The 15,498-nt window shown below is 65.4% G+C and carries 16 protein-coding genes; 8 read left to right on the top strand and 8 right to left on the bottom strand.

Annotated features, from left to right (window positions below):
* Nucleotides 1-151: 151 nt before the first annotated feature.
* Genes NQ036_RS12095 through NQ036_RS12060 form a run of 8 tightly spaced genes read left to right on the top strand, consistent with a single transcriptional unit; the run spans nucleotide 152 to nucleotide 7,994 of the window.
* The gene (locus NQ036_RS12095) at nucleotides 152-1,366 is read left to right on the top strand and encodes an ABC transporter substrate-binding protein (RefSeq protein WP_257059273.1); all 1,215 of its coding nucleotides are present in this window, start codon (nucleotides 152-154) and stop codon (nucleotides 1,364-1,366) included.
* Between the two features lie 36 nt (nucleotides 1,367-1,402).
* Nucleotides 1,403-2,617 carry an ABC transporter substrate-binding protein gene (locus NQ036_RS12090; protein ID WP_257059272.1) on the top strand — a complete coding sequence of 405 codons (1,215 nt, stop codon included), beginning with the start codon at nucleotides 1,403-1,405 and terminating at the stop codon, nucleotides 2,615-2,617.
* Between the two features lie 42 nt (nucleotides 2,618-2,659).
* Nucleotides 2,660-3,871 (top strand): ABC transporter substrate-binding protein, encoded by a 1,212-nt coding sequence (locus NQ036_RS12085; protein ID WP_257059270.1) that lies wholly within the window; start codon nucleotides 2,660-2,662, stop codon nucleotides 3,869-3,871.
* Nucleotides 3,872-3,878: 7 nt separating this feature from the next.
* Nucleotides 3,879-4,745, top strand: coding sequence for a branched-chain amino acid ABC transporter permease (locus NQ036_RS12080; RefSeq protein WP_257059268.1), 867 nt, complete (start codon nucleotides 3,879-3,881; stop codon nucleotides 4,743-4,745).
* Nucleotides 4,742-5,794: a branched-chain amino acid ABC transporter permease gene (locus NQ036_RS12075; protein WP_257059267.1), complete on the top strand. Its 1,053-nt coding sequence runs from the start codon at nucleotides 4,742-4,744 to the stop codon at nucleotides 5,792-5,794. The genes NQ036_RS12080 and NQ036_RS12075 overlap by 4 nt, the downstream gene beginning before the upstream one ends.
* Nucleotides 5,794-6,600 carry an ABC transporter ATP-binding protein gene (locus tag NQ036_RS12070; protein ID WP_257059264.1) on the top strand — a complete coding sequence of 269 codons (807 nt, stop codon included), beginning with the start codon at nucleotides 5,794-5,796 and terminating at the stop codon, nucleotides 6,598-6,600. The genes NQ036_RS12075 and NQ036_RS12070 overlap by 1 nt, the downstream gene beginning before the upstream one ends.
* Nucleotide 6,601: 1 nt before the next feature.
* Nucleotides 6,602-7,306, top strand: coding sequence for an ABC transporter ATP-binding protein (locus tag NQ036_RS12065; protein WP_257059261.1), 705 nt, complete (start codon nucleotides 6,602-6,604; stop codon nucleotides 7,304-7,306).
* Nucleotides 7,307-7,310: 4 nt separating this feature from the next.
* Entirely contained in the window at nucleotides 7,311-7,994 is a 684-nt protein-coding gene (locus tag NQ036_RS12060; RefSeq protein ID WP_257059260.1) for a TetR/AcrR family transcriptional regulator, read from the top strand.
* A gap of 66 nt (nucleotides 7,995-8,060) precedes the next feature.
* Here the strand turns inward: NQ036_RS12060 and NQ036_RS12055 are convergent, their stop codons facing one another.
* The 8 genes from NQ036_RS12055 to NQ036_RS12020 all read right to left on the bottom strand — a co-directional run bounded on the left by NQ036_RS12055 (nucleotide 8,061) and on the right by NQ036_RS12020 (nucleotide 15,427).
* Nucleotides 8,061-8,681: an L-threonylcarbamoyladenylate synthase gene (locus NQ036_RS12055; protein WP_257059257.1), complete on the bottom strand. Its 621-nt coding sequence runs from the start codon at nucleotides 8,679-8,681 to the stop codon at nucleotides 8,061-8,063.
* A gap of 4 nt (nucleotides 8,682-8,685) precedes the next feature.
* Entirely contained in the window at nucleotides 8,686-9,879 is a 1,194-nt protein-coding gene (locus NQ036_RS12050; RefSeq protein ID WP_257059254.1) for an AI-2E family transporter, read from the bottom strand.
* Nucleotides 9,876-11,348 (bottom strand): ribosome biogenesis GTPase Der, encoded by a 1,473-nt coding sequence (gene der, locus NQ036_RS12045; RefSeq protein ID WP_257059307.1) that lies wholly within the window; start codon nucleotides 11,346-11,348, stop codon nucleotides 9,876-9,878. The genes NQ036_RS12050 and der overlap by 4 nt, the downstream gene beginning before the upstream one ends.
* Nucleotides 11,349-11,431: 83 nt before the next feature.
* Nucleotides 11,432-12,097, bottom strand: coding sequence for a (d)CMP kinase (cmk, locus tag NQ036_RS12040; RefSeq protein ID WP_257059252.1), 666 nt, complete (start codon nucleotides 12,095-12,097; stop codon nucleotides 11,432-11,434).
* Nucleotides 12,094-13,239 (bottom strand): prephenate dehydrogenase, encoded by a 1,146-nt coding sequence (locus NQ036_RS12035; protein WP_257059250.1) that lies wholly within the window; start codon nucleotides 13,237-13,239, stop codon nucleotides 12,094-12,096. Before NQ036_RS12035 ends, cmk begins: the two co-directional genes overlap by 4 nt.
* Nucleotides 13,236-14,063 (bottom strand): pseudouridine synthase, encoded by an 828-nt coding sequence (locus tag NQ036_RS12030; RefSeq protein ID WP_257059247.1) that lies wholly within the window; start codon nucleotides 14,061-14,063, stop codon nucleotides 13,236-13,238. Before NQ036_RS12030 ends, NQ036_RS12035 begins: the two co-directional genes overlap by 4 nt.
* 4 nt (nucleotides 14,064-14,067) lie before the next feature.
* The gene (locus NQ036_RS12025; protein WP_257059246.1) at nucleotides 14,068-14,652 is read right to left on the bottom strand and encodes an SMC-Scp complex subunit ScpB; all 585 of its coding nucleotides are present in this window, start codon (nucleotides 14,650-14,652) and stop codon (nucleotides 14,068-14,070) included.
* A complete protein-coding gene (locus tag NQ036_RS12020; protein ID WP_257059244.1) occupies nucleotides 14,645-15,427 on the bottom strand; it encodes a ScpA family protein in 783 nt (260 codons plus the stop codon). The genes NQ036_RS12025 and NQ036_RS12020 overlap by 8 nt, the downstream gene beginning before the upstream one ends.
* Between the last annotated feature and the right edge of the window lie 71 nt (nucleotides 15,428-15,498).

Here is a 15,498-nt window from a genome sequence, read left to right as displayed (position 1 = left end):
CACAAAAATGTGATTGACAAGACATTGCGACTGTGCTGAGATTGCTGAGAGCCCAATGTGAAACCCGTTTCATATTGGATGTGGACAACAGGGTCCACGCTGCGGACACCGAACCGGCACCCTCGCCGGATCGCTTTTCAAAGGAGAAAAGATGCCCCGCTCAAGCACTCATCCGATCCGTGTCTTATTGGCCGGCGCCACCACCTGTGGCCTGGTCGCGGGTCTAAGCGCCTGCGGCGGCTCCCCAGACGCGGGATCCGGCGACAACGTGGTAGTCGGCCTGACAGCCTCCCTGTCCGGAGGCGCCGCAGCCTTCGGCGAGAACATCAAAACAGGCCTGGAAATGGCCGTGGACAAAGTCAACGAGTCCGGGGTGGAAATCGACGGTAAGAAGGTCACCGTCACTCTTAAGGCGTTGGACGACAAGTACGTCCCCTCGACCGCAGCGACCAACGCCCAGCGCCTGGCCGATCAGGACAAGGCCGCGGTGATCTTCACCCCCAACGCCGGTGCCATCAAGGCCATGCAGCAGGTCAACGACGGCCGTTCGAAGTTCCTCATTTCCGCCTATACCTCAGATCCGGCAATCGTCCAAAGCGGCAACAGGCTAACCGTGATGACGCCTCCGAACTTCGCGTCCTATGCACAGGCGTTCGCCAAGAAGCTGCGCGCCGACGGGGCGAAGAAGCTGGCACTGTTGGGCACCCAGAGTGAATACGGCCAGCAGTGGACCAAGGACGCGAAGGCCGCGTGGACCGAAGCCGGCGGTACTGTCGGCAAGGACAACAGCATCGATTACGCAACGGTTTCCGACTTCGCCGGCCCGGTATCAAAGGCACTGGCTGAAAAGTCCGATGCGATCTTCCTGGGCGGGCCCAGCCAGCCCACCGCGCTGATTGCCGAAGAAGCCCGCAAACAGGGCTTCAAGGGCAGCTTCTTCCTGATGGACCAGGCCAAGCTCGACGAAATGGGCACCGTGGCGAAAATGGAGAACTTCCGAGATTCCGTCGGTGTCCGACCGGTGTCGGACTATCAGGAGGCCGGGACCGAAGAATTCCTCAAGACCTATACGGCAAAGGCCGGCAAGGACAAGGTCGCCACGAGTGAGTCGGCGCTGAACTATTCGGCACTGCCAATCTTCGTCAAGGCGATGGAGATCTCAGGAACCTCGACTGATCCCGATAAGATTCGCGAGGCGATGCCGGAGGCCCTGAAGCAGACCGATGAGTCCTATGACGTACAGACTCCGTGGACGAGCATCTCCGATGCCGGCCACCTGCTCTCGGACAAGCTCGACGCCGCCTACTACGACAAGTCCGGCAAATACCAGCCGTTCGATGTTCCGCAGGTCGACGACTCCAAGTAACCTTCCAACCCCCTTCTCAGATGCAATGGAGCAATTATGCAGAAGAAACCACGCGCCCTGCTGCGCACAACACTGTCCCTGACCACCATGGCGGCGCTGGGCCTCGGCCTGGCCGCCTGTGGCGGTTCCGGTTCCGGTTCAGGCGGTGACACCGTCGTCCTGGGTTACACCGGGCCACTGTCCGGCGGTGGCGCCTCCTACGGGGAGAACGTCAAGATCGGCCTGGAGATGGCCGTGGACAAGCTCAACGAGACCGGCGTGAAGGTCGACGGCAAGGACGTCAAGATCGAGCTGAAGTCACTCGACGACAAGTACGTCCCCTCCACCGCCGCGACCAACTCGCAGCGCCTGGCCGATCAGGACAAGGCAGCCGTGGTCTTCTCCCCCAATGCCGGCGCAATCAAGGCCATGCAGCAGGTCAACAACGGCCGCTCCAAATTCCTCATCGGCGGGTACACCTCCGATCCGGCGATCGTGCAGGCGGATAATCCGCTGACCATCATGATCCCGCCGAACTACAAGTCCTACGCCGAGCCCTTCACCAAGAAGCTGATGGAGGGCGGAGCGAAGAAGCTGGCGCTGCTGGGCACCCAGAGCGAATACGGCCAGCAGTGGACCAAGGACGTCAAGGCCGCGTGGACCAAAGCCGGCGGCACTGTCGGCAAGGACAACAGCGTCGACTATGCGACCGTCTCCGACTTCGCCGCGCCAGTGTCCAAGGCCTTGGCGGAGAAGCCCGACACGATCTTCGTGGGCGGTCCTTCCCAGCCCACCGCGCTGATCATGGAGGAAGCCCGCAAACAGGGGTACAAGGGCAGCTTCTTCGTGATGGACCAGGCCAAACTGAACGAAATGGCCACGATCACGGATGCGAAGAACCTGGCCGACTCGGTGGGCGTGCGCCCCGTCGAGGAATACGACGAGCCCGGCACCAAGGACTTCCTGGCCGCCTTCAAGACCAAAACCGACGGCAAGAAGGTCGCCACCAGCGAATCGGCCCTGCACTACTCGGCTGTGCCGGTCTTCGTCAAAGCGATGGAACTGGCGGGGACCTCGAGCGATCCGGACAAGATCCGCGAGAAGATGCCGGAGGCCGTCACCCAGGTCGACAAGTCGTTCTACGTCCAGACTCCCGCGGACAAGGTCACCGATGCCGGTCACATGGTTGCGGAGAAGCTCGACGCCTCGTACCTGGACAAGTCGGGGAAGTACCAGACCTTCGACATCCCGCAGGCCGACGATTCCAAATAACCCGTCCACCCATTCCTCCTTCTCAGATGCAATGGAGCAGTCATGCAGAAGAAACCACGCGCCCTGCTGCGCACAACACTGTCCCTGACCACCATGGCGGCGCTGGGCCTCGGCCTGGCCGCCTGTGGCGGTAGCGGTTCCGGTTCGAGCGGCGACACCGTCGTGATCGGCTACACGGGACCCCTGTCCGGCGGCGGCGCCGCCTATGGCGAGAACGTCAAGATCGGCCTGGAAATGGGCGTCGACAAGGTCAACGACATGGGCCTGAAAATCGACGGCAAGGACGTCAAGCTCGAGCTGAAGTCACTCGACGACAAGTACGTCCCCTCCACCGCCGCGACCAACGCCCAGCGCCTGGCCGACCAGGACAAGGCGGCGATCGTCTTCTCCCCCAACGCCGGCGCCATCAAGGCCATGCAGCAGGTCAACAACGGCCGCTCCAAATTCCTCATCGGCGCCTACACCTCCGATCCGGAAATCTTCACGACCGGCAACCCGCTGACCGTCTTCGGCACCCCGAACTTCAACTCCTACGCCGAGCCCTTCACCAAGAAGGCGATGTCGATGGGGGCCAAGAAGCTCTCCCTGCTGGGCACCCAGAGCGAGTACGGCCAGCAGTGGACCACCGTGGTCAAGAAGGCCTGGGCCGATGCCGGGGGCAGCGTGGGCGCCGACAACAGCCTGGACTATGCGACCGTCTCCGACTTCGCGGGCCCCGTGTCCAAGGCACTGGCGGAGAAGCCCGACACGATCTTCGTCGGCGGTCCTTCCCAGCCCACCGCGCTGATCATGGAGGAGGCCCGCAAACAGGGCTTCAAGGGCAGCTTCTTCGTGATGGACCAGGCCAAGCTCGATGAGATGGCCACGGTGACCAAGGAGGACAACCTGCACAATTCGATGGGCGTGGCCCCGGTGAAGACCATGACCGAATCCGGCACGAAGAAGTTCCTCGAGGACTTCACGGCCAAGGCCGGCAAGGAAAAGGTCGCCACCACCGAATCGGCCTTCACCTTCCAGTTCGTCGGGCTGTTCGCCAAGGCGATGGAAGACGCGGGAACCAGCACGGATCCGGAGAAGCTGCGCGAATCGCTCAAGAACGCGATCACCGAAACCGATGAGTCCTTCCACGTCGCGACCTTCCCAACCGATATGACCGCGGAGGGACGGCTGAGCAGCAAGGAGATCGAGTCGGCCTACTTGGACGACAAGGGCGACTACAAGCTGTTCACCGTACCGGTCCTGCCGGATAAGTGAGGCACCCATGACACTCTTCATCCAACAGCTGTTCAACGGCCTGGCGCTCGGCGGTGTCTACTGCCTGGCCGCGATCGGCCTGACCCTGGTCTTCGGCGTGCTGCGCATTCCGAACCTGGCCCACGGCTCGATCTACATGCTCGGCGCCTATGTCACCTACTTCTTCCTGGCGACCGTGGGCGTGCCGTATTTCGCAGCCATCGGCATCGCCGCCATCATCATGTTCTTCCTGGGCGTGCTGATGGAACGACTGGTGTTCAATCCGCTGCGCAACGCCCCGCACACCCACTACATGATCGCCGCAGTCGGTGCGATGTTCTTCTTCCAGGCCGTCGCCCAGGCCATCTGGGGAGCTGACTTCCGACGAATGGACTCGCCCCTGACCGGGAACGTCTCCATCGCCGGCGCACAGATCTCCGTGCAGCGCCTGGTCATCATCCTGGTGGCCGTCGTCGTCCTGGTCATCCTGACCTGGTTCATCAAGCGCACCCTGCAGGGCCAGACGATCGAGGCGATCGAACAGGACCGCACCGGCTCGTCGCTGGTGGGCATCAACCCGTCGATGGTCTCGATGCTGACCCTGGGCCTGTCGGCCCTGCTGGCGACGATCGCCGCGGGCCTGGTTGCACCGATCAACCTACTCTCGCCCACCATGGGCTCGGCCCTGGATCTCAAGGTCTTCGCCATCATCATCCTCGGAGGCCTGGGCTCCCTGCCCGGGGCCATCGTCGGCAGCTTCGTTCTCGCCGTCGCCGAGACCATGACCTCCACGTACATCTCAGCCGGTGTCGGCGAGGCGATCGCCTTCATCGTCCTGGTGGCGGTCCTGGCGATCAAACCCACCGGCCTGTTCGCAAAGGCGGTACAACGATGAACGCGCTGAAACTGGCATTGCACAACCCGCGGGTCTGGGGCACCTGGGCGATCCTCATCGCGCTGGCCCTGGTACCCGTCGTCTTCGGCAATGAGAACTACGTGATGCGGTTGTTCACCGGCGCCCTGTGCACCGCGATCGCCGTCTACGGCATGAACATCCTGCTGGGATTCACCGGCCTGCTGTCCCTGGCCCAGGGCGGGTTCTTCGGAGTCGGCGCCTACACCGTCGGCCTGCTGACCACCGACTACGATTGGCCCTTCTGGACTGCGTTGATCACCGGGGTGCTCTTCGCCGCGGTCCTCGGCTACCTGTGTGGGCTCATCGCCCTGCGGACCAAGGACGAATACTTCGCCATTTTCACGATGGCCATCGGCTTCATCATCTATCTCATCGTCAGCCGCTGGGAGTCGGTGACGCACGCGCACACCGGCGTCAACAACGTCAAGTTGCCGGAGGGGGGCGGGGTCATCGACTTCACCGATCCCATCCCGCTGTTCTACCTGGTGTTCGCGATCCTGGCGCTCATCGTCTACGTGACATGGGCGATCCGCCGGTCCTCGGTCGGCCGTACCCTCATCTCCATCCGCACCTCCGAGGACCTGGCAGATGCGATCGGCGTGAACGTCGGTGTGAATAAGCAGCTGGCATTTGCCGCCTCCACGGCGCTGGCCGGTCTGGGCGGCGGGCTCTATGCCAGCGTCATCGGGTTCATCGGCCCGGATTCGGCCATGGTCGACAAGACCTTCGAAATGCTCATGTTCATCCTCGTCGGCGGACTGGGAACGGTGGCCGGCCCGCTGCTGGGCACCCTGATCGTAACCTTCATCTTCGAACTGTTCCAGGACTTCCAGGCCTATCGGTTCATCCTGGTCGGGCCCATCATCATCGCCCTGGTGATCTTCGCCCCCCGTGGCATTGTGGGCTACCTGGGCGGCTGGCTGGACAAGCGCAAGGCGCGTAAACGCCAGGCCGAGGCCGCAGCCCGCCGGGCCGCAGCCGCGACCGACGACTCGACTCGAAGCACAGCGACTCAGGAGGTGCAGTGATGCTGCTCGAAGTACGCAGTCTGGGCAAGCGCTTCGGCGGCCTGGATGCAGTCAAGAACGTGGATCTGGACGTCGAGGAGGGCCAGATCACGGCCGTCATCGGCCCCAACGGCGCTGGCAAGTCCACCTTCTTCAATCTGATCCACGGGTTCTACCGTCCCACCTCTGGGACCGTGACCTTCAAGGGCGAGGACATCACACACACCTCCCCGCACCGCACAGTGGCCGGTGGTATCGCCAGGACCTTCCAGACAACGCATCTGTTCGACGATACGACGATTCTGGAAAACGTCCTGGCCGGACGGATCGTGCGCTCGAAGTCGAATGTCTTCGACGCCGTTCTGAACACGCCGCGCCACCGCAGGGAGGCCGCGCTCAACGAGGACAAGGCACTCGAGGCGCTGGATTTCTGCGGCATCCTCGACTACAAGGACGATGTTGCAGGCCAGGTCCCCCAGGAAGTGCAGAAGCGCACAGCGGTGGCGATGGCCCTGGCCACCGACCCCGAGCTCATCCTACTCGACGAGCCCGCCGGCGGTATCCCGGAGGAGGAGACCGCCGAATTCGGCGAGCTGATCCGCTCCCTGGTCCCCCGCGGCGTCTCCGTGCTCTTGGTCGAGCACAAGATGTCCATGATCATGAGCCTGGCCGACAAGATCCTCGTGATGGAGAACGGCCAGCAGCTGGCAATCGGCGAACCCGCCCAGATCCGCTCGAACCCGGATGTGATCCGCGCCTATCTGGGTTCCTCTGCGGACGTCGACGAGGCGACCGCCCCAAGCGCGCAGAACGAACAGGAGGGCTGAGATGCTCAGCGTCGACAATGTCAGTGCCGGCTATGACGCCGTCAATGTGCTCCACGATGTGTCCATCACCGCCAATCCGGGCGAGCTGACCGTGATCCTGGGGGCCAACGGTGCGGGCAAGAGCACTCTGTTCCGCACGATCTCGGGGCTGTTGCGGGCCCGCTCGGGATCGATCACCTACGAGGGCACCCAGCTGCACCGGCTCAAGGCCAACAAGGTCGTACGCTGCGGCATCGCCCAGTGCCCTGAGGGCCGCCACCTCTTCCCGAAGATGTCGGTGGAGAAGAACCTGCGCCTGGGCTCGTATCCGCACCGGGACAAGCAGAAGACCGAGCGCATCCTCGGCGAGGTCTTCGAACTGTTCCCGATTCTCAAGGAGAAGGCCGGTCAGCCGGCGGGCTCTTTGTCGGGCGGGCAGCAGCAGATGGTGGCGATCGGCCGCGCGCTAGTCAGCGATCCATCACTGCTGATCCTCGACGAGCCCTCGATGGGCCTGGCGCCCATCGTCGTCGACCAGGTCCTGGCGGCGGTCGCCCAGATCAACGACAACGGGATCGGCGTTCTGCTCAGCGAGCAGAACGCCCGTGCCGCCCTGTCGATCGCACACCGCGGCTACGTCCTCTCCGAGGGCCGGGTGGTGCTCTCCGGCGATGCGGCGGATCTGCTGGTCAATCCCGAAGTCCAAGCAGCCTATCTGGGCCTGTGAGGCGATGGGAGCGGCCGGGGGCCGGCCGCGGGTGCACACCGCGGAGCCGGCCCGGACCAGACGCACACCGGAGGAGCTGAGCGATCGCGGGCAGCGAACCCGTCGGACGCTCATCGACTCGGCCAGAGAGGTCTTCTACCAGCATGGGTACTTGGAGTCCAAACTCTCCGACATCACCGAGCACGCGGGCGTGGCCGCAGGAACGTTCTACATCTACTTCGACAACAGAGAGGAACTGCTCGCCCAGATCATCGCCGAGTCGTACGCCGACTCTCTGGACCCTCGCGGGGCCAGGGACGTCCACGAGGGCCGACCACTGGCCCGGATCCGACACGGCAACCAGGTGTACGTCGAGTCCTACCGGACCCATGCCGACGTCCACCGGATCATCGAAGAGGCCTCGCTGGTGGACGAGTCGATCCGTGCGATGCGAGCGGCCAGGGCCCTGGCGCTCTTCGCCCGCAATGCGCAGACGATCCGCGAACTGGTCCGGTTGGGCCTGGTCTCGCCGGTGATCGAACCGGACAGCACTGCCAGGTCACTGTCCCTCATGGTCTCGCGCACGTGCAACTACGTCTATGTGCAGGGCCACGAATTCGAGGCGTACCAGGGGTCGATCGGTGCTCGTCACCTGGCCGAGGAGCTCAGCGACATCTGGTTGCGGGCTCTGGGCCTGGATCCTGCCTGAGGCTCGAAACGTCGGTGCCCCCACCCGATTGGGTGGGGGCACCGACGCGTGTGGCGCGTGCTCGGCTCACAGGAACGGCGAAACGTCGCCGGCGCCGGCGCGGGTGACCTCCGGGGCACCCGAGGTGAAGTCGACGACGGTGCTCGGATCGGTGCCTGCGACCCCCGCGTCGACGATGATGTCCACCTCGTTGCCGATCCGCTCCTCGATCTGCCAGGCCTCGGCCGGGGGCTCCTCGTCGCCGGGCAGCAACAGCGTCGACGACAGAATCGGCTCCCCCATCTCCGCCACCAAGTCCAGAGCCACCGGATTCAGGGGGATCCGTGCGCCCACCGTGTGCTTTTTGGGCTGCAACATGGCCCTGGGGACTTCCTTCGTGCCCTTGAGGATGAAGGTGTAGGGTCCGGGGGTGACCGCCTTGATCGTGCGGAACGCGGCATTGTCGACGATGACGAACTGGCCCAGCTGGGCGAAATCGTGGCACATCACGGTGAAGTTGTGCTTCTTGCCCAGCTGCCGGACGCGGATGATGCGCTCGATGCCCTCCTTATTGCCCAGTCCGGTGCCAAGGGCGTAACTGGAGTCGGTCGGATAGGCGATGAGCGCTCCGGCGCGCAGGGCCTCGGCGACGCGGGCGATCTGCCGTGGCTGCGGGTTGACCGGATGGATCTCGATGATCTCCGCCATGGTCTCACTCCTTCTCGTTGACGAACGTCGTATCGACTACCGTACGCGACCTGTGCCCGCCTGCAATCCCCGGCACGCGCTTCGGCCCCTCCCCCGGTTCCGGAGCAGGCAGTCCGGTGGACGGACTCGAGGCGATGAACGTGTTGACCCATCTGGAGGCGGGATCCGCATCGACCAACAGGGCCTTGACCAACAGGGTCGCCGGCAGCGCCAGCAGGGCGCCCAGCCAGCCGAGCACCCAATACCAGAACAGCAGGGACAGGAATGAGATGAAAGGCGAGACCCCTACGGATTCGCCGGTGAACTTGGGCTGGATGATCGACTGGATCACGAAGTTGAGCACACAGTAGGACACCACGACCCACAGCGCATCCCACCAGTCCCCACTGACCACGGCCATCAGAGCCGGCGGTACGAGGCCGATGACGAAGCCGATATTGGGGATGTAATTCGTCAAGAACGCCAGTACGCCCCACACGAATGCCAGGGGCACCCCGATGGTGATGAGCGCGATGACGTCGAGCACTGCGACGATCAGGCCGAATACCGTGGAGACGATCCAATAGCGCCGCACACCGTTGCCGAAGTCGGTCAGTGATCGGGTGAACCCCGGACGCATCCGACCGGCCAGGCGCATCCGCAGCGGCAGGGTCATCGAGTCCATCCCGAGGAAGAACACCGCCATCACCGCGGTGGTCAGCGCAGTGGCGATCAAGGAGACGTTCGAGAGGAGGGACAACACGGTGTTCAACAGATTGGACACGCTGAAACCACTGAGCTGTTGGGCCAGCACATCCGGTGTCAGGCCCAACTCGTTCAGGCCCTGCAGCGCATCTGTGTACAGCGCCCCGATCTTCGCCGAGTACTTGGGGATGACCAGGACGAGTTCGGCCAGGGACCAGGCGGTCAGGCCGAAGAAGCCGATGATGAGCACCAGGACCAGCACTATCGTCACCGCCGCGGCCAGGAACGCCGGCACTCGGAGGCGGACCAACCAGCGCTGCAGCGGGTAAACCACGATGACCAGGTTCAGTGCCAGGAACAGTGGGGCCAGAATCGAATTGAGACCCTGGATGAACTGCATGCTGAAGGCGAAGGCGGCCAGGGCCAAGACGACGGCCAGGAAACGCGGCAGCCCGCGGCCACCGGTGGTACCGGTGACGGCGGGCTGCTCAGCCGAACCGGCGGTGCGGTTCATTTGCGCTTCCTCTTCTCCCTGATCCGCATCGACAGTTCGATGGGCGTGCCGGTGAAGTCGAAAGTCTCGCGCAGGCGGCGCGTGATGAACCGGCGGTAGCCGGGATCCAGGAAGCCCGTGGTGAACAGCACGAACTTGGGCGGTCGGTTGGACACCTGGGTGCCGAACAGGATGCGCGGCTGCTTACCGCCGCGCAGCGGGTGCGGGTTCGCCGCGACCAGTTCGCCGAGGAAGGCGTTGAACCGGCCGGTCGGAATCCGGGAGTCCCAGCCGGCCAGGGCCCTGTCCATCGCCGGAACCAAACGGTCGGCGTGACGGCCGGTAGCCGCAGACAGGTTGACCCTGGGAGCCCAGGCCACATGTGCCAGGTCCTTTTCGATCTCGCGGCCCAGATTCCATCTGCGCTCTTCGTCCGTCAGGTCCCACTTGTTGAAGGCCAGGACCAGGGCCCGGCCGGACTCCGTGACGGTCTTGATGATCCGCACGTCCTGTTCGCTCAGCGTCTCATTGGCCTCCAGCAGTACTACCGCGACTTCGGCGCGCTCGATCGCGGTCTGCGTGCGCAGGGCCGCATAGAAGTCCGCGCCAGAGGCCTGCCTGGCGCGTTTGCGGATGCCCGCCGTATCGACGAAGCGCCACTGGCGCCCGCCGAGTTCGACCAGTTCGTCGACAGGATCGCGGGTCGTGCCGGCGAAGTCCTCGACGATCACGCGCTGGGCGCCCGCCAGGCGGTTGAGCAGGGAGGACTTGCCGACATTCGGCCGTCCGACCAGCGCCACCCGTCGGGGCCCGCCCTCCTCGACCATCTGTTCGACGCGCGAGTACTCGGGCAGGACCGTGAGCACCTCGTCGAGCAGGTCGGCCACGCCGCGCCCGTGCATCGCCGAGACCGGGTGCGGCTCTCCCAGGCCCAGGGCCCAGAGTTCCGCCGCCGCCAGCTCGCCACGTTCGTCGTCGACCTTGTTCGCGGCCAGGATGATCGGCTTCTTGGCCCGCCGCAGCATCTTGACGATGTGTTCCTCGGTCGCTGTCACCCCGGTGCGCGAATCGACGACGAGCACGACCGCATCGGCCAGCTCGACGGCGATCTCGGACTGTTCGGCGATCCGCGAGGCCATACCGCGCACATCGATGTCCCAGCCGCCGGTGTCGACCAGGGTGATCTTGCGGCCGTTCCACTCTGCGTGATAGCTCACCCTGTCCCTGGTCACCCCTGGAACGTCCTCGACGACCGCCTCGCGCCGACCCAGGATGCGGTTGATCAAGGTGGATTTGCCGACGTTCGGCCGGCCCACGATCGCCAGCACGGGAGGGGCGCCGGTCTCGCCGGCGGGGATCTCCCCGCTGGTCAGTTCCTGCAGCAGCAGGCGGTCCTCGTCGTCCAAGTCGTAGTCGGCCAGGCTCGCGCGCAGGGAGTCCGCGCGCTGCTGGGCTTCCTCATCACCGATCTCGGCGAGTCGCTCGGCCAGCCGATCGTCCTCGTTGGCCGGTTTGAAATCCGCAGCCGCGGGGGCGTCGACGCGCCGCCGGGCGACCGGTTCGTTGTTCTCGCTCACTTGGCCTCGGCCTTCCGTACCAGGTCCAGGACCGCCTCGACCACAGTCGGGAAGTCGATGTCGGAGGTGTCCAGTGTCGTCACGCCGTCTGCGGCGGAGAGGAAACTGGTCGTCTTGGAGTCCTTCGCATCGCGATCGGCGATCTGCGAGCGGGTGGCGGCGGTGCTCTGCGCATCGGCGCCGCCGTGGAGCTCCGTAGCCCGCCGTGCGATGCGCACGTCCTCGCGGGCGGTCATCAGGATGCGCACAGGGGCGTCCGGAGCGACGACGGTTGTGATGTCGCGGCCCTCCGCGACGATCCCAGGGGTGGTCCGGGCGATGATCCGGCGCTGCATCTCGATCAGGTCGGCGCGGGCCTCCGGTACCGCCGAGACCAGTTGGACGTTCTGCGAGACCTCCTCCGAGCGGATCTCCTCGGTCACGTCCACACCGTCGACGACGACGCTGCGGTCGGCGGGGTCGGTGGAGATCTCCAGATCCACACCGCGCACCTGTTCGACGACGTCCTGCGGATCCTCGACGCCGCGGTTGAGGCACAGCCAGGCCATCGCCCTGTACATCGCGCCGGTGTCCAGATAGCCGTAGCCCAGGCGTTGTGCGACTTCCCGCGACACGCTCGACTTGCCGACTCCGGACGGGCCATCGATTCCAATGACGGTCATTGTTCCCCACTGTTCGTATCATCGCCGAGGTCTCCGGCGCTGTTGTCTGTCGTTGTCTCTTCAGCCGCCTGGGCGCCCGCGGTCTCCGGGACCCACCAGCCACGGGCCGATAGCCCGTGCACGAGTTCGAGCGCACGGGCCGGCAGCACCGCCACGTCCACCGATCCCAGCTTAACGCCCGTCGCATGGTCCATGCGGATGTCTTCGACGTTGATGCCAAGTTCGCCGATGTCGTTGAACAGCCGGCCGAGTGTTCCCAGCGCGTCGTCGAGGAACACGGTGACCTCGGCATAGTGCACCGGACCGGATCCGTGTTTGCCCGGGATCCGGGCGCGGCCCTCATTGCCTGCGGCCAGGGCACCCGCGAGGACCCGCAGGGACCCCGGTCCCAGGTCCAGTGCCCCGATCACCGCGTCCAGGTCGCGGCGCAACCCGGAGAGCACCCGGCGGACCTCCTCCGCGTTGCCGGCCAGGATCTGCGTCCACAGGCCGGGATCGGATTCTGCGATCCGCGTGGTGTCGCGCAGGCCCTGCCCCGCGAGGGCCACACCGTCCTCCGGCATCTCCTTGAGCTGTGCGGCCAGCAGGCTGGCCACGACCTGCGGAGCATGGGATACCCGCGCTACCGAGGAATCGTGGAAGTCCGGGTCCAAGTGGACCACTGCTCCCCCGACGTCTTGGGCCAGGGCGACGACCTGGGCCAAGCGCTCGGGCGGGGTGTCCTCGTCCGAGCACACCACCCAGGGCCGGGCGCGGAACAGGTCCTCGCGTGCTGCGATCGCACCCGACTTCTCCCGCCCGGCCATCGGGTGGGAGCCGATGTAGCGGTCGAGCTCGTGGTCGTGGGCACCGGCCGCGACCTGGGCGAGGATCCCGCCCTTGACGCTCGCGACATCGGTCACCGTCGCCGCGGGCCAGTCGTGGAGTGCCCGCAGGACGATTCCGGCCACCACGTCCGGGGGCGCTGCGACCACCACAACATCCGGGTCGGCCGGGGTGTCCACGGTGCCCGCGCCGATGTCGGCGGCCAGCCGAGCGGCCACGGGCGAGGCATCGGCCAGGGTGACCGTGTGGCCGGTTGCCCGCAGGGCCAGGCCCAGGGAGGCGCCGAGGAGCCCGGTGCCGATGATATGGACCCTCACAGGCCTACGGCTTCGAACAGCGCGGCCAGTTCGTCCGGCCGGAGATCGCGCAGCTTGCCCTGCCGCTGCTCGGCGAGGTCGATCGGTCCGAACTTGATGCGCACCAGGCGCAGCACCGGGTAGCCAACTTCCTCGAGCATGCGGCGCACGATCCGGTTGCGGCCCTCGTGCAGCGTGATCTCCACCAGGCTGTAGCCCGGCAGCGAATCGACGACCTTGAACTCGTCGGCATGCGCCAGCCCGTCCTCGAGCTCGATGCCCTGTTTGAGGCGCTTTCCGACGTCACGGGCCACCTGTCCCCTGACCTCGGCCAGGTAGGTTTTGCGGATACCGTAGCGCGGGTGGGTCAGCCGGTTGGCCAGTTCCCCGTCGTTGGTCAGCAGCAGCAGGCCCTCGGTGTCGTAGTCCAGCCGACCCACATGGAACAGCCGTTCCTCACGGCCCCGGAGGAAGTCGTTGAGGTCGCGCCGGCCCTCCGGGTCGTGCATCGTCGTCATCACCTTGGCCGGTTTATTCAGTGCCAGGTAGACCTTCCCCTGCGCCGTGACGATCGGCATCCCATCGACGGTCACCGACTGCTGCTGCGGATCGATCCGCACACCCAGTTCACGTACCTGTTGGCCGTCGACTGTCACCCTGCCATCGGTGATCAGCTGTTCACAGGACCGACGTGAGCCCAGGCCCGCGGCTGCAAGCACCTTCTGCAGGCGCTCACCATTGGCCGCATGGACATCGCGGTTCTGCGTCGGGGTCTTCTGCGCACGCTGCTTGCGGGTCGGCCGTTTCGACTTGTGGCCGGGAGATCGGGGGTCGCTGTAGCTCATGGTTCTATTCTCTCAAAGTGTCGCCGGGTTCCGCGTCCGCGGCCTCCGGTAGGAATGGTGCGATATCGGGTAATTCGTCCAGGCTGCCGATCCCCAGCATTTCAAGGAAGGTCGCCGAGGTGACGTAGCGTCGCGCGCCGGTGACCGGTTCCACATCGGCCTCCACGACGAGTCCGCGCAACAACAGGGTGCGCATCACCCCGTCGACGTTGACCCCGCGGATCGCGGCGATCCGCGGCCGCGACACCGGCTGGCGATAGGCGACGACCGCGAGGGTCTCCAGTGCTGCCTGGCTGAGTCTGGCGGTTTGCCCGGCGGTCAGGAACTCTGCGACGTTCTCCGCCTGGTCGGCCCGGGAGTAGATGCGCCAGCCCCCTGCCACGCACCGCAGTTCGAAGCCCCGACGACGGGCGCCGGGCACCTGACCATCATAGTCTGCTGCGAGCCGGCGCAGAGCACCGGCCACTTCTCCGGCGGTGGCTCCCAGCCCCTCTGCCATGCGGTCCTCGGCCAGGGGCTCCCTGGCCACCATGAGCACCGCCTCCAGCGCGGTGTCCAGGGCAGGGTCCACATCGCTCGGTTCACTCACCGGTTTCCTCCTCTTCCTCTGACCACCCGTTGCGGATGTCCGATTCCAGCAGCGCTGCCGTGGGCAGGACCCGCAGGTCCCCCAGCGGCTCCGGCTGCGCCAGTTCGACCAATCCCGCTTTGAACAGTTCGAGCAGGATCAGGAAGCGGACGACCACCACCAGGTTCGACCGTCCCGCGGTGAGACCCGCGAAGCTCGTAGGTCCCTCAGCCAGTTTCACCAGCATCCACCGGCGCTGTTCGGCCAGGCTGATCCGCGGGCGGTGGACGTGGTCGACCTCGACGACCGGGTCCGGTTCCCGTGCGCGTTGCAGCACCGCGGTGCACATGGCGGCCAGGTCGGCCGGAGTGAGATCGAGGACCAGCGGTGGCAACAGCCCATGGAAGCGCTCTTCGAGCTCCACGTCCCGTGCAACGCTGCGGCCCTGTTCGCTCAACCTGTGACCGAACATCCCGGAGACCGTCTTATAGGCCCGGTACTGCAGCAGGCGGGCGAACAACAGATCGCGTGCTTCGAGCAGTTCCAGATCCACCTCGGCCTCCCCCGGCCGCACCGGCAGCAGGCGGCTGGTTTTCAGGTCGAGCAGGGTGGATGCGACGACGAGGAAATTCGACAGCTCGTCCAGACCAGCTGCGCCGTTGGATCTCAGCGCTGCGACATAGGCGAGGAATTCGTCGGTCACGCGGGCCAGGGATATCTCGGTGAGGTCCAGCCGGTGTTTGGCGATGAGGCCCAGCAGCACGTCGAAGGGTCCGGAGAAATTCTCCAACACCACGGAGAAGCCGGAGGCTCCCTCCTGTGCTGGGACCTCCGGCCTCTCTCCACCGTGCCCCGGCGGGGCGTCGA

It is taken from the genome of Brevibacterium sp. 91QC2O2, from assembly GCF_024580695.1.
Classification (GTDB): Bacteria; Actinomycetota; Actinomycetes; order Actinomycetales; family Brevibacteriaceae; genus Brevibacterium; species Brevibacterium moorei.
Note: the sequence above shows the minus strand (reverse complement) of the source record. Positions and strands in the feature narration are given on the sequence as shown.